The sequence below is a fragment of the Dokdonella fugitiva genome (assembly GCF_004342425.1).
GTDB classification, from domain to species: domain Bacteria; phylum Pseudomonadota; class Gammaproteobacteria; order Xanthomonadales; family Rhodanobacteraceae; genus Dokdonella_A; species Dokdonella_A fugitiva.
The window spans coordinates 244,308-258,580 of sequence record NZ_SLWQ01000003.1; the positions used below are offsets into that span (position 1 = coordinate 244,308).

The 14,273-nt window shown below is 71.2% G+C and carries 8 protein-coding genes; 2 read left to right on the plus strand and 6 right to left on the minus strand.

The genetic code is table 11. The features are described 5' to 3' along the window. Positions 1–7 precede the first annotated feature (7 nt). Complete coding sequence (locus EV148_RS07895) at positions 8–1,006, plus strand: helix-turn-helix domain-containing protein (protein WP_131996145.1); 999 nt, start codon at positions 8–10, stop codon at positions 1,004–1,006. A 440-nt stretch (positions 1,007–1,446) separates the two neighbouring features. Then, on the plus strand, positions 1,447–4,710 hold the full coding sequence (locus EV148_RS07900; RefSeq protein WP_131996148.1) for a DUF7933 domain-containing protein: 3,264 nt from the start codon (positions 1,447–1,449) through the stop codon (positions 4,708–4,710). A 108-nt stretch (positions 4,711–4,818) separates the two neighbouring features. On the opposite strand, the gene EV148_RS07905 is transcribed toward EV148_RS07900, so the two are convergent. The 6 genes from EV148_RS07905 to EV148_RS07930 all read right to left on the minus strand — a co-directional run bounded on the left by EV148_RS07905 (position 4,819) and on the right by EV148_RS07930 (position 14,206). Next, the gene (locus tag EV148_RS07905) at positions 4,819–6,213 is read right to left on the minus strand and encodes a hypothetical protein (protein ID WP_131996151.1); all 1,395 of its coding nucleotides are present in this window, start codon (positions 6,211–6,213) and stop codon (positions 4,819–4,821) included. Between the two features lie 241 nt (positions 6,214–6,454). Further along, positions 6,455–8,026 (minus strand): murein biosynthesis integral membrane protein MurJ, encoded by a 1,572-nt coding sequence (gene murJ / locus EV148_RS07910; RefSeq protein WP_131996154.1) that lies wholly within the window; start codon positions 8,024–8,026, stop codon positions 6,455–6,457. Further along, entirely contained in the window at positions 8,023–9,336 is a 1,314-nt protein-coding gene (locus tag EV148_RS07915; RefSeq protein ID WP_131996157.1) for an O-antigen ligase family protein, read from the minus strand. Before EV148_RS07915 ends, murJ begins: the two co-directional genes overlap by 4 nt. Before the next feature lies 1 nt (position 9,337). Continuing rightward, complete coding sequence (gene asnB / locus EV148_RS07920) at positions 9,338–11,206, minus strand: asparagine synthase (glutamine-hydrolyzing) (RefSeq protein WP_131996160.1); 1,869 nt, start codon at positions 11,204–11,206, stop codon at positions 9,338–9,340. Between the two features lie 5 nt (positions 11,207–11,211). Beyond that, positions 11,212–12,423 (minus strand): glycosyltransferase family 4 protein, encoded by a 1,212-nt coding sequence (locus EV148_RS07925; protein ID WP_131996163.1) that lies wholly within the window; start codon positions 12,421–12,423, stop codon positions 11,212–11,214. Then, a complete protein-coding gene (locus EV148_RS07930; RefSeq protein ID WP_131996166.1) occupies positions 12,413–14,206 on the minus strand; it encodes an asparagine synthetase B family protein in 1,794 nt (597 codons plus the stop codon). Before EV148_RS07930 ends, EV148_RS07925 begins: the two co-directional genes overlap by 11 nt. Positions 14,207–14,273: the final 67 nt, after the last annotated feature.

The following is a 14,273-nucleotide window of genomic DNA, read 5'->3' on the forward strand; positions in this document are numbered from 1 at the left end:
GCCCCTCATGCCGTCGCGTCCCGTCTCCTCCACCGCCACGCGGCCCGCGCTCGAGGTCATGGGCGTCGGCGCGCTCGAGGAGCGCGCCTATCGCCTGCTGCTCCGCCACGAAGGCCTGTCGTCCGCCGAACTCGCGCGGCGCCTGGGCCTCGCCTCGAGGCGCATCGCCGGCGTCCTGCGCGCGCTCGGCGAGAAGGGCATGGTGTCGCACACGCCGGACCGGCCACCGCGCTATTTCGCCGCGCCGCCCGACGTCGCGGTGGAAGCCTTGATCGCGGCGAGCCAGCGCGAGGAGGAACAGCGCCAGCGCCGCGCGCGTGCCGCGATCGCGACCCTCGGCGCGGCAGGCGCCGGCGCCGTGGTGCGCGACGGGCGCCTGGTCGAGATCCTGAGCCCGAGCGCCACCGCGCAGCTGTTCGTGCACATGCATCGCACCGTGCGCGAGGAACTGCTCAGCCTGACGCGCGCGCCGATGCTCGTGTCGAACGTCGACGAACCGGACCACCTGCTGTTCGAGGCACTCTCGCGCGGCGTGCGCTGCCGCGCGCTCATCGACAGCGACCTGCTGTCGATGCCGGGCTGGACCGAGCACATGCGCGACAACGCCGCGCGCGGCGAGGAGTGCCGCATCGCGGCCTCGCTGCCGTTCAAGCTCGTCATCGCCGACCGCCGCATGGCGATCATCCCGCTCGATCTCGGCCGGCCCGGCGGGCCGGTCCTGCTCGTGCGCCCGTCGTCGCTGCTCGATGCGCTGTGCGAGATCTTCGAGATGCTGTGGCGGGCGGCGACGCCGTACACGGTCGCGCCCGATGCCGACGCGGGCGCGCGCGATGCATTGCTGTCGCTGCTCACCTCCGGACTCAACGACAAGGCGATCCAGCTCGAGCTCGGCATCTCGCACCGCACGCTCGCGCGGCGCATCAGCGCGCTCATGAAGGAACTCGGCGCGGCGACGCGCTGCCAGCTCGGCTTCCTCGCCGCCCAGCGCGCAGCGGCGCATCGCTGAGGCGCGAAAGCGCCGGCGCGGCCGGCGCGCGCCCCGACCGAAAGTCGAGCGTGGCGCACGCGCGGCCGCGGACGGATGCGCCGTTCGCGCCGCCGACGCGGCCGCCTCGGGTCGACGTTCGGCATGTTTGTGCCAACGGCACAAGTGCGCCGCGCCGGCACATTGCCGGAGCGCGCGCGGCGCGCCTAGGCTGTGCCGGTTCCGCCGTCGCGGTGCGTGCTCCGGCACGCGCGAGCCCGCGGCAGGCGCCGCGACGGACGGCGGCGCACCGGCCGCGTACTCGCACGCGGTCCCGGCGGACCAATGGGCGCGCCAAGTCGGCGCGTGTTGCCCACGGCCGCCGCGCACGGAGCGCAGTCAGGCCGGATCGTCGTGACGCCCGTCGTCCGCTCCGAGCCGGTGCGGATGCGCGCGCACGTCCCTGCAACCCGGAATGAGCCATGAAGACTTCGCTGGCCGCGCCTCGTGCGCGGCACCCCCGATTCGCGCAACACCCGCGCCCCGCCGCAAGCCGCGGCGCGCCGATCACGCTCGCTGCCGCGCTGCTCGGCGCGGCACTCGCTGCATCACCCATGCACGCCGCAACCGCTGCCGTGCGCGGCGGCGTCGAGTTCCATGCCGATGAAGCGTCGTTCGACGCCGCACTCGGCGTACCGCCGAACCTCACGACCGAGAGCTTCGACGGCGGCAGCCCGGTCGGGCCGTTCCCGACCCTGTGCGGCGAACCGATGGGCAGCACGTCGAACGACGTCTGCTTCGCGCCCGGCCAGCTCGCGGCCGGCTTCGCGATCACCTCGACCTCCGGCAACGGCATCATCGAGTTCCCGCCCGCGTTCCTCGGGCCGAACCAGGCCACGCGTGCGGTCGGCGCGACGACCTTCGCCGATTCGACGATCGTGACGCTCGAGCCGGCCGCCGACGCGGTCGCCGCGAACGTCTACGGCGGCCTCAGCGGCGGCACCGCGGTCGACATCGAAGTCTTCGACGCGGACGGTGCCTCGCTCGGCACGACCACGGTCACGCCGGCCGGCACGCGCGACAACGCCGCGTTCTTCGGCGTGACGAGCCCGGCGCCGATCGGCAAGGTCGTCTTCCGTGCGCAGAACGACGGCGGCGAACTCATCGACGACCTGCGTTTCCGCGCGGCCGGCATGCTCGCGCCGCCCGGCGTCGCGATCGCATTCGTCCCGGCCGTCGTGCCCGCGGGCAGCCCGTCGACGCTGACGATCACGCTCGGCAACCAGGCGCAGCCGGGCGTGGCGACGCTGACCGCGGACCTCGATGACACGCTGCCCGCGGGGCTCGTCGTCGCGGGTGCCGCCACCAGCACGTGCGCGGGCGCCACGCCGGACGCGAACGGCACGCACGTGATCCTGCCGGCGGGCGCGCAGATTCCCGCTACCGGCACCTGCAGCGTCAGTGTCGCGGTGAGCGGCGCGACGCCGGGCAACTATGCCAATACGATTCCCGCGGGTGCGTTGCAGACCGACCTCGGCGCGAATGCCGGCGCGGCGAGCGCGGCGTTGCTCGTCACCAGCACGGGCGGCGGCGCCTTCCCGCCTGCCGAGGATTTCGACGGCAGCGCTCCCCCGGCCTTGCCGGCAGGATGGATCTCGTCGGATGACGGCAGCGGCGCCGACTGGCGCACCGTCAGCGACGTCGCCGACTCCGCGCCGATCTCGGCGCATGCGCCCGAGCGCGCCTTCGTCGCCGACTTCACGCTCGAAACGCCGGCGTTCACGCCGGTCGCGCGCCAGAACGTGTCGTTCCGCCATCGTTACAACCTCGAACGCCGCTTCGACGGCGCCGTGCTCGAGGTGTCGATCGACGGTGCGCCGTACGTCGACATCGTCGACGCGGGCGGACGTTTCGGCAGCGGCGGCTACGGCGCCACGCTCAACGACGCCAGCAACAACCCGATCGGCGGCCGCGCCGCATGGACCGGCGACAGCCACGGCTGGATGACGACCGTCGCGACCCTGCCCGACGCGGCGACCGGGCACACGACGCGCCTGCGCTTCCGTACCGCCGACGATGCTTCGTTCGTCGCCGACGGCGACAACGGCTGGTGGATCGACTCGGTCGCGCTCGGCGTCGATGCGGTGCCGCCGAGCGCATCGGTGGCCCCGGCTTCACTCGAGTTCCAGGTCGACGAAGGCGCGAGCGCCAGCGGCTCGGTCGTGCTCTCCAATGCGCCGGGCAGCGCACCGCTCGCGTTCACGATCGAGACGCGCAGCGCCACGCATGCGACCCTGCTGCCGTATGCGCGCGCCAAGGCAGGCGTCGGCAAGGCGACTTCGACGCGCGTACCGGCGACGATCGCCGCGCGCGCGCTCGCGCGCCCGTCGCGCGCGGCATCGCCATGGCTGCCGTCGGACGCGTTCACGCTGCAGCTCGACGACGGCAGCGCGGAAACCGCGCTCGGCGCCGGTGACTCATCCGGCGAACAGGCCGCGGTGTACCTCAACCGCTACGTCGCGAGCGACGCGATGACGATCCACTCGGTCGGCGTGTACTGGCCGTCCGGCGACGGCGACCTCGCCGGCCTGCAGGCGAACCTCGTCGCCTATTACGACGCCGACGGCGACGGCGACCCGCGCAATGCGGTGCGGCTCGGCGTCGACGCGCTGGTGCCGATCGCGCGCACGGGCAACTTCGAGACCTATGCGGTCGACTTCGAGGTGCCGGCCGCGGGCGACGTCTACCTCGGCTTCGTCGACCAGTGGGCGCTCGCGGGCCACTTCACGCCGCGCCTGTTCCCGGCCGCGCTCGACGAGTCCGCGCCGCAAGGGCGCTCGTACATCTCGTCGACGTCGACGCCGCCGGTCGACCTGTCCAATCTCGGCAACAACGACATCACCGGCACGATCGGCGACGTGGAGCAGGGCACGCTCGACGGCAACCTGATGATCCGCGCGGTCGCCACCGGTGGCGGCAACGGCGGCGCGTGCGCGGGGCCGGTGGTGCCCTGGCTCGCCGCGAGCGCGGGCGCGACGAGCGTGGACGGCGGCGCGAGCACGACGATCCAGGTGGTCGCCGATGCCTCGATCGGCGCGCTCGCCGAAGGCGAGTACCACGCCGAGGTCTGCCTCGTCACGAACGATCCGTCGCAGGCCGTGCTCGCGATCCCGGTGACGCTCGTCGTCGGGCATCCGCCCGCGGCCGCGTGCAGCGGTGGCAGCGACACCCTGTTCTGCGACGGCTTCGAGTCGAGCACGAACCCGAACATCGTCGCCGGCACGATCGGCGCCGCGGTGGCCGACAGCGTCGACGGCAGCGCCTTCGACTTCGCGCGCGCGGACTACCATGGCTACGACGCGAACTCGACCGGCGACGACGTCAACCTCTACGACCTCGTCGGCGGTCCCGATGGCGACGGCATGTACGTGTACTGGTACGGCGACGTCGTGCCGCCCGCGTTCGAGGCGCTGGTCGGCGGCGTCGTCGACGGTGATGGCGAGTTCGCGGTGCTGCACGCGGGCGACACGATCGGTCCGGGCTCGACGGTGTCAGGCGCCTCGCGCCGCCTCGGCCGCTGGGTCGCCGGCGCGGACGGCTATCTCGGCATCGCCTTCTACGACGAAGCGGGCGGGCAGGTGGAGTATGGCTACCTGCACGTGGTGACGAGCGGGCCGACGGGCTTCCCGGCGCAGGTGCTCGACTGGGCCTACGACCGCAGCGGGGCGGCGATCACGATCCCGTGACCGGCGCGCACGCGCGATCGCGCGCCGCATGAAGAATGAAAGGCCGGCGGTTCGCGACCGCCGGCCTTTCCGTTCAGGGCTCCAATGCCCGATGCAGCGGGCGCAGCCTCACTGCGCCGCGGGAATCATCCCCGGCTCGAGCTGGATCAGGTAGTCGTCGACGTCGGTGGCGCTGCCCGTGCTCCAGTTGGAATTGAACGCGGCGCGCGTGAAGTCGCGGTTGACCGCACCCTGGTTCTCGGTCCAGTAGCCGTCGTCGCCGCCATGGTGGTAGCCGAGGCCGAACACGCGCCCGTTCGCCTTGAGTTCGACCGCGATTTCCTTGTTGGTGAACCACGGCCATGCACCGCTGCGGTCCTGGCGCGTGTTGTAGGTCGAGATGAGCACCCAGCCCGGCTTGTCGTACGCCTTGCCGGAGATGTGCACCGACGTCGAGGAACCATTGACGTAGGTCGGGAACAGCACGGTGCGCGGGCACTCCGGCGTCGACGCGGGGTCGGCGTCGGCTGGCACGCTCGGGCAGGCGTCGATGTCGACGAAGAACACGTCGCCGTTGTTGCTCTGGAAATCGATCGAGGTGTAGAGGTCGTGGCCATTCGCGCCGACCGCGATGTCCGAATGCTCGGACTTGTGCAACAGCTTCTTCTTCTGCGTGAAGTCGGGCGACCACGCCCACGTGCCGAGCGTGTCGTCGGACGACGTGAACCAGCGACCGGACGGCGTCATGCTCGTGTGGTCGGGGCGCACGCTCGCGTTGCGCGTGCCGACGATCTGGTTGGCCTGCAGGTCGTAGACGACGTAGCCGAGGATGCCGAAGCTGCTCGTCTCGGCCTGGAAGCCCCAGTAGCGGCCGTCGCGCGAGGGCGAGCCTTCGCTCTTGGTCCACAGGCGCGCCGCGTTCGACCACGGCAGGCGGCCGGTGAAGTCGGCGACCGTCGTCGACGTGTTGCTGCGGATGTCGAGCTTGAAGATCTTCATGCCGCCGTTGGTCGGCATGTAGTAGATGCTGTTCGGGTCGGTCGGATGCCACTGCACTTCCGCGTCGCCGGCCGGCCCGTTGAGGCGCTTGTCGTACTGCAGCGTGTTCGCGTCGTAGATGTGCCAGTTGCCGCCCGAGCCGTAGACGAGCACGCGGCTGTTGTCGGCATTGAACGGCTGGCGGCGCGAGTAGTCGTTGCGCGCGAACTGCTGCGGCGGCTCGACGTCGTGCTGGGTCATGCGCACCATGCAGGTGTCGAAACCCGGATCGGCGAAGGCCTGGCCCTTGGCCGGCTTGGCGAGGCTGCCGGCGGGTGGGTTGATCTTGCCTTCGAGCAGCGCGAAGCCGGGCTGGTAGAAGCCGTCGCAGGCGTTGGCCATGCCGCCACCGACCGGTGCCTCGAAACCACTGTCGAAGACCGTGTCGGGGACGGATTCGGCGCGAACGGGTGCGATCGTGAAAATCGATGAAACGGTGACCGAGACGGCGAGCAGCGAGGCAGTGCGGAGCGGCGAAGCGGGCATGGATTTTCCAGGGGGAGAGTCGAGGCGGAAATTCTGCCGCCCGGTCCGCACCTGGTTTGGGACGAAATTCGCAACGTCGCACAATGACTTGGCGCGAATCGCCAAAATTGTGTGAGCGCCGTTGGAAAATCGTGAATCCGGTTATCGGCCATTCACCGGAAAAATCGGTCCTGATTAATCCGCGTCCGATTATCGAGCGTCGATTTTCAGGCGGCTGCCACGGCGCGATTCGTGAAAAGCATCACGATCCACCGGCGCCGCGTGGGCGCGCGCGACGGGCGCGCAGCCTCGCCCCGATGTCCCGTGCTTCAGGCAGGCCGAGGCGCCAGGCCAGGGCGAAGGCGGCGAGCCCGGCCGGCAGCGTGGCGAGGCCGCAGGCGATCGCCCACAGGCGGTGGCTCGCCTCGTACAGGCCCGCCGGAACGATCACGCGCGCCAGCAGGATGCCGGCCGCGAGCACGCCGAGCGGTAGCAGCAATGGCGCCGACAGCGGACGCTGCGCGGGCGCGCCTGCCCGCAGCAGCCGGCGCACGACGATCGCGGCGAGCAGGGACGATTGCAATTGCGACAGCACCGCCGACAGCGCGACCCCGCGCAGCCCGAGGCGCTGCGCCCAGAGCAGGTTCAGGCCGACGCAGGTCGCGACGCCGGCGAGCCCGATGAACACCTGCGTCCACGGGCGCACCATGCTGTGCAGCACCCGGTAGCTGAAGTACGCCTGCGAGCGGAACACCATGCCGATCGCGAGCAGGCTCATCGCTTCGACGGTGAGCGCGGTCGAACGCTCGTCGAAGCGTCCGTGTTCGAGCAGCACGATCACGATCGGCTTGGCGAGGCCGACCAGCAGCACCGCGCACGGCAGCGTCAGCAGCAGGATCAGGCGTTGCCCGCTGCGCCAGGTCGCCGCGACCGCGGTGTGGTCGCCGGCGGCGACGCCGCGACCGAGGGACGGGTAATAGCTCGTGATGATCGCCTGCGCGAACACTTCGACCGGCAGCATCGCCATCATCGTCGCGTAGGTGAGCGCCGAGATCGAGCCGGCGTCCAGGCGCGAAACGAAATACTGGTCGACCAGGCCGGTCAGCATCGCGCCGACCGAACCGACCAGCAACGGCAGCAGGTGCGCGAGCGGGCGCAGGAAATCCGGATGGCCGAGCGCGAACGCGGGGCGCAGGCTGCTGCGGAACAGGTCGCGGTTGCCGAAGGCAAGGATGCACAGCTGCACGAAGAAGCCGAGCGTGATGCCGGCGATGAGCGCGCGCACGCCGAGCTCGCGCGCGAGCAGCAGCGCGACGAGGATGATCGCGCTGTTGTTGACGATGCCGTCGAGGCCGGGCAGCACGAAGCGCTCGCGCGCGTTGCTGAGCGCCGACAGCAGCGAGGACAGCGTGAGCATGAGCATGCACGGCAGCATGAGGCGGATCATCGCGATCGCCTGCTGCTGGTTCTCCGGCGCGAGGCCGGGCGCAAGCCGGTGCACGAGCGCGCCGGTCCACAGCTGGATCGCCGCGCAGGCGAGCAGCGACACGCCGATCGCGAGCGTGAACAGCGTGTTGGCGCCGCGCCAGGCGTCGGCGCCGGTGCGCCCCTCGAGGCTTTTCACGAAGCGCGGCACGAACGCGACCGTGATGACCGTGGTGAGCAGGTTGGGCAGCATCAGCGGCAGCGAGTAGGCGACCCAGAACGCGTCGAGCACGCCGCTCGTGCCGAACAGCGTGGCGATGATCAGGGTCTTGCCGATCGCAAGCAGCTTGCCGGCGAGGTTGAGCCCCGACAGCGCGAGTACCGCGCGGCGCGGCCGCGTCGCGCTCACGGGCGGCGCGCCGGCAGGCCGCGCGCACGCGCGGCGAGCGGGAAGCGCTCGATCATGCGATCGGCGCCGGAGACGACCAGCGCGGTCGACGCGGGCACCTGCCGCGTCTTCAGCAACATGTAGCGCTCGAGCAGTCCGCACAGGATCCAGAACGTGCCCATCACGTTGCCTTCGAGGAACGGGCTGCCGTAGAGGTTGCCGAGCGCCATGCACAGCGCTGTCACGCTGAAGCCGATCGCGAGCGCACGCGCTTCCGGGTCGTCGGGGGGCATGCTCCGCCGCAGCCACGCGCCGAGGCGGAACGTCGCGAGCACGAGCAGCAGCAGCGCGAGCAGCGCCTGCGGCCCGCCCTCGGCGAGCGTGAGCACGTAGAAATTGTGCGCATCGAAGTGCTGGAACGCCGAGTAGTGGCCGATCTCGTCCTTGAAGCGGTTCTGGCCGACGCCGGCCGGGTTGGCCTGCCACATCGCCAGCGCGCCGGCCCAGATCTCCCAGCGGCTGGCCGTGCTCTCGTCGACCTTCTCTTCGCCGTGCGGGCCCTTCTGCTGCGTTTCCTCGACGCGCTGGGTCACGCTCTCGGGCAGGAAGCCGACCAGCGAGGCGAGCGTCGCCCCGAGCACGATCGCGAGCAGCACGCTACGCCGGAGCAGCAGCACGGCGAGGCCGAGCACGGCGATGAAATAGGCCTGGCGCGAATAGGTGAACAGCAGCGCCATCGTCAGCAGCACGACCCCGCCGAGCGCGGCGATGCGCCAGCGCTTGTCGCGCAGGAACAGCGCGAGGCCGATGAACATCGGCAGGAACATCGCGTAGTAGACGCCGGCGCGGTTCGCATCGCGGTAATTGCTGCCGAACGGCCCGGAGGCGCGATGGGTCTCGACGTAGGTGCCGATGCCGTAGTCGAAGCCCTGGCGGATCGCCTGCACCGCGGCGATCGCGGCGACCGCCATCACCGCGATCACCAGCAGGCGCGTGTTGCGGAGGTCCTGCCTGCAGTGCAGGTACATGAAATAGAGCAGCGGCGAGAACAGCGCGTTCTTGAGGTAGGTGACGTCGACCATGAATGCGCCCGGCGCGCGTACCTGGGCGATCACGAACGCGAGCACGAGCATCGCCATGAAGAACAGCAGCGGTCCGCGCATGAAGGCCTTCGGCTCGACCTCGTCGGGCCTGCCCGAGAAGCGCAGCATCACCAGCACGAGCAGGAACAGCGCGTTCGGCAGGTTGAGCCCGGGCACGCCGGACTCGAAGTTGTAGTGGCCCTGGTAGACCGTGTAGAGGATCTGGAACAGGAGCAGGAAGCGCAACATGTCAGGCGCGCGGCGCCGCGTCGAGGAAGCGGCGCGCCCACAGTTCGAGCGAGAGCACCAGCCAGAGCGATTCGCCGCGGTCGGCACGCCCGGCGAGATGATCGTCGAGGCACGCGCGCGCGGCGGCCGGATCGATGAGGCCGCGTTCGCGGAACGCGCGGCTCGCGAGCACGTCCTCGGCGAGCGGCCGCAGCGGGCCGCGGAACCACTGCCCGAGCGGGATCGCGAAGCCCTGCTTGGGTTTCGCCAGGACGTCCGCGGGCAGCCAGCGTTCGGCGACGCGACGCAGGATGTGCTTGCCGCGCCCGTGCCGCACGCGCAGGTTCTCCGGCAGGCTCACCACGAACTCGACCACGGCCGGGTCGAGGAACGGCACGCGGCCTTCGAGCGAGTTCGCCATCGCCATGCGGTCGACCTTGACCAGGATGTCGTCCGGCAGGTAGCTGCCGAAGTCGAGCTCGACGATGCGGTCGAGCATCGAATGACGCGCGCTGCCGCCGCGCGCGAGCGCGTGCAGCGGGTCCTCGTAGCCGTCCCGCACCGCCGCGCCGAGCAGGTCGCGCACGGTCCCGGGACGGCTCATCGCGACGCTGCCGAGGTAACTATCCGGGAACGGCATGCGCATGCGCTCGGCGACGCCGCGCAGGCGATAGCCGAACGAGCCACCGACGAGGCTGGCGCCCGCGCGCGCAGCGAGCGCGACCGACGCCTTCAGCGGACCGAGGCGTTGCAGGGCGAGGAAGCGCAGGTAGCGCGTGTAGCCGGCGAACGTCTCGTCGCCCGCGTCGCCGGTCAGCACCATCGCCACCTGCGTGCGCGCGAGCTGCGAGACGAGGAAGGTCGGTACCGCCGACGAATCGGCGAACGGTTCGTCGAGGTACCAGACGAGCTGTTCGAGCAGCCCCACCGCGTCGGGCTCGACCACCAGTTCGTGATGGTCGGTGCCGAGGTGTTCGGCGACGCGACGTGCGTCGGACAGTTCGTTGTAGGCGGCTTCCTTGAAGCCGATCGAATAGGTGCGCACGCGCTGCGACGAATGGCGCGTCATCAGAGCGACGACCGTGCTCGAGTCGAGCCCGCCGCTGAGGAACGCGCCGAACGGCACGTCGGCGACCATGCGGCTGTGCACCGCGCGGTCGAGCAGTTCGGCGAGGCGCTGCTCCGCGTCGGCCGCGCCGATCGCCTGCCGGCGGCCGAAGTCGAGCGTGTAGTAGCGCTCGACCGCGATGCGCCCGTCGCTGCAGCGCAGGTAGCAGCCCGGGGGCAGCTTGCGCACGCTCGCGAAGATGCTCGCCGGGGTCGGCACGTAGCCGTAGCGCACGTACGAGCGCAGCGCCGCGGGATCGAGCTCGCGCCGCAAGCCCGGCACTTCGATCAGCGCCTTGAGCTCGCTCGCGAACAGCAGCCGCGCGTCGTCGTGGGCGTAGAACAACGGCTTCTCGCCGAAGCGGTCGCGCGCGAGCACGAGCGTCTGCGTGCGGCGATCCCAGACCGCTAGCGCGAACATGCCGTCGAGGCGCGCGAAGCAGCGCTCGCCCCATTCGGCGAACGCCTGCGCGACGACCTCGCTGTCGGAGGCGGAATGGAACTCGCGGCCGAGCGCCTGCAGTTCGGCGCGCAGTTCGCGGTAGTTGTAGATCTCGCCGTTGAACACGAGCTGGATGCGCCCGCCGTCGGCGGACATCGGCTGGTGGCCGCCGGCGATGTCGATGATCGCGAGCCGGCGCATGCCGAGCAGCACGCGCGCATCGCGGTAGTAGCCCTCGTCGTCCGGGCCGCGATGGCGGATCGCGTCGTTCATGGCCCGGCCGACGCCGGCGTCGGGCGGTTGCTGGCCGGGTGCGACGACGAGGCCGATGATGCCGCACATGCGTTTCAGTCCCCCTGGGGCAGCGTGGCGGACGCGGTGATGCGCGCCGGGTCCTCGCCACGGTACAACGCGAGCAGGCGATCGACCACGACATCGAGGTCGGCGCGCGCGGCGACGTCGGCGCGCGCCTGGCAGCCGAGCCGGTGCAGGCCGGGCCGCCCCCGCGCGACGGCGTCGGCGAGGCGGTGCGCGAGCGTCGCATGGTCACCCGGCTCGAACAGCCAGCCGTTGCGGCCGTCGACGATGAAGTCCTCGCTGCCGCTGACGCGGCTCGCGACCACCGGCAGGCATGAAGCCATGAATTCGAGCAGGGTGTTGGAGAGGCCTTCGATGGTCGAGGTCAGCACGCCGAAATCGGCCTCGCGCAGGAGGTGCTCGACGTCGGAGCGATGGCCGAGGAACTCGACCTGCGCGGCGATGCCGAGGCGTTCCGCCTGCGCGCGCAGCGATGCCTCGAGCGGGCCGGCGCCGACCAGGCGCAGGCGCGCGCGTCCGGCCTGCGGGAACGCGTCGGCCCAGGCATCGAGCAGCACGCCGAGGCCCTTCTCCGGCACCAGCCGGCCTACGAACACCGCGGTCGGCACGCCGTCCGCGGCCGGCGCCGCGCGCAAACCGAAGCGGCGCGTGTCGATCGCATTGGGCAGCGCGACAATGCGCTCGCCGGCGAAGCCATGGCGCAGCAGCTCCGCTTCGATGCGGTGGCTGATCGCCTGCAGCGCATGCGCACCGCGCAGCCAGCGCTGGCCGATGCGTGCGACGAGACCGCCATCGTCGCGCAGCAGGCCCTTCTTGAGTTCCCACCAGCCCGAGATCTTCACGACCACGGTGCGGCCGATGCGCCGCCCCATCATCGTCGTGAGCGCGCCGAGGTGGTGCGCGATGTGCACGTGCCAGGCGTCGTAACGGCGGCCATGGCGCGCGAGGAACGCGAGCAGGCGCAACCACAGCACGAGCGAACCGAACAGGCGGATGCGCGGATAGGCGATGCGCAGCACCGGGATGCCTTCGTGCCGGCCGATACGCGCGGGCGTGAGGTCGGGGTCGCGCAGGGGCGTCAGCACGGTCACGCGATGGCCGCGCTCGCGCAGGCGCATCGCGAGCGTGCGCACCTGCGACTCGGCGCCGCCGCCGCCGATCACCGGGAAGTTGCTTTCCAGCACCATGAGCACGCGCATCGGCCGCAGGCCGGCGCCGCCGGAGCTCGGCTCAGGCCGCATCGAGGTGCCTCCGCAGCCACAGCTCGAGCACGACGAGCTGCCAGATGCCGCGCGAGTGGTCCCAGCTGCCGCGCGCGTGCTCGGCGAGCAGGCGTTCGACGAACGCGCGCTCGAACACGCCGCGCGCGAGCGTGCGCGCATCGAACAGCACCTCGCGCACGAACTGCTGGAACGGCGCGTCGCTGCGCAGCCACACCGCGACGGGCAGGCCGAAACCCTGCTTCTTCTTCTTCAGCACGTCCTCCGGCAGGATGCCGGCCATCGCCTGCTTGAACAGGTAGCGCTTGGCCGTGCCGCGCACCTTGCAGTCGGGCGGCAGGCGGCCGGTCCAGGCGACGAGGCGTGGATCGAGGTAGGGATAGCGCGCGCTTATGCCGTGCGCGCGGCACGCGCCGTGCACCTTGTAGAGATCGTTCTGCGCGATCGCCATGCCGAGGTCGAGGCGCATGATCCGGTGCAACGGGCCCGCATGCCCCCCGAGCGCGTACACCTCGCGCATGAATTCGAGCGAGGCGTCGCGCGGCACGCGCGCGCGGAACGCCGGCGTCAGCAGCTCGTCGTAGTCGTCGGAGCCGAACGAATCGTCGGTGTAGAAGCGATCCGGGTTCGGCAGCGACGCGCGACGCGTGAAATTGTCGATGCGGTTGAGGAAGTGCGAGGAGGAACGGCCGGCGAGGCGACCGATGCCCCGCGCGAGCGCCTTGAGCGACGCGGGCAGGCGGTGGAACGCCTCCATCACCTGGTCCTTGGCGTAGCGTTCGTTGCCGCCATAGATCTCGTCGCCGCCGTCGCCCGCGAGCAAGGTGTCGACCGATTGCGTCGCCGCGAGCGCGGCGCAGGCGAGCGTCGGTACCGCCGATGCGTCGCCGAACGGCTGGTCCCACGCCCCGACCACGCGCTCGAGCAGGGCGAGCGCGTCGCCGCGGCTCACGCGCGCGGTGTACGGTTCGGCACCGACCGTGCGGGCGACGAGTTCGGCGTAGGCGAGTTCGTCGTAGCCTTCCTCGGCGAAGCCGATGGAGAAGCTGCGCACCCTGGCCTCGGGGCGCTCGCTGGCGAGGATCGAGACGATGCTCGAACTGTCGGTGCCGCCGGAGAGGAAACAGCCCCAGCTGCGCGTGTCGGCGGGACGGTAGTCGTGCACGCTCGCGACGATCTGCGCGCGCAGGTCGCGCGCGAGGGCTTCGTCGCTGCCGCGCAGGTCCTCCGCGTATTCGGGCAGCCAGTAGCGCGTGCTGGCCCCGCGCCTGCCATCCCAGGCGTAGCGCGTGCCCGGCGTCACGTGCTGCACGCCGGCGCAGATGGTCAGTGGTGCGGGCACGTAGGCGAAGTTGAGGTAGTGGTAGATCGCGAGGGGATCGACCTCGCGCGCGCACAGCGGGCTCGCAAGGACCAGGCGCAGGTCGCTCGCCAGCAGCACGGTGCCGCCCTGCTCGAGTACGTAGAGCGGCAGCGTCGAGAAGTGGTCGGTCAGCGCGGCGACGCGGCGACCCTCCGCGCTCCAGACGACCTGAACGAAGCGGCCGCGCCAGCGCGCATGCGGTCCATCACCATCGAGTGCAGCGACGCCGTCGGCGCACCGGCCCTCGACGAGGTCGGCCAGCGCGAACCAGTGCACGCCGCCGGCTTCGCCGCGGCGCACCGCGCCGCGCGTGGCGATGCGCACGTCGCCGTCGCCGCAGACGGCATACCCGTCGGGCGCGACGATCGCGCGGGCGGCCGCGGGACCGAACGCGCAGGCGAAGTCGCCGATCACGCTGGCGGGGTCGTTCATCGTCGACATGCTGGACATCCCGGCACGGGCGACCGCGGCGCGCGGATGCGCGGGGTCGCTGAGGATTGGATCGGCA

Excerpts from the sequence above, each read along its gene's own strand:
- asnB (WP_131996160.1), bottom strand. The coding sequence starts at position 11,206 with ATGTGCGGCATCATCGGCCTCGTCGTCGCACCCGGCCAGCAACCGCCC.
- EV148_RS07930 (WP_131996166.1), bottom strand. The coding sequence starts at position 14,206 with ATGTCGACGATGAACGACCCCGCCAGCGTGATCGGCGACTTCGCCTGC.
- EV148_RS07915 (WP_131996157.1), bottom strand. The coding sequence starts at position 9,336 with ATGTTGCGCTTCCTGCTCCTGTTCCAGATCCTCTACACGGTCTACCAG.
- EV148_RS07895 (WP_131996145.1), top strand. The coding sequence starts at position 8 with ATGCCGTCGCGTCCCGTCTCCTCCACCGCCACGCGGCCCGCGCTCGAG.
- EV148_RS07925 (WP_131996163.1), bottom strand. The coding sequence starts at position 12,423 with ATGCGGCCTGAGCCGAGCTCCGGCGGCGCCGGCCTGCGGCCGATGCGC.
- EV148_RS07900 (WP_131996148.1), top strand. The coding sequence starts at position 1,447 with ATGAAGACTTCGCTGGCCGCGCCTCGTGCGCGGCACCCCCGATTCGCG.
- EV148_RS07905 (WP_131996151.1), bottom strand. The coding sequence starts at position 6,213 with ATGCCCGCTTCGCCGCTCCGCACTGCCTCGCTGCTCGCCGTCTCGGTC.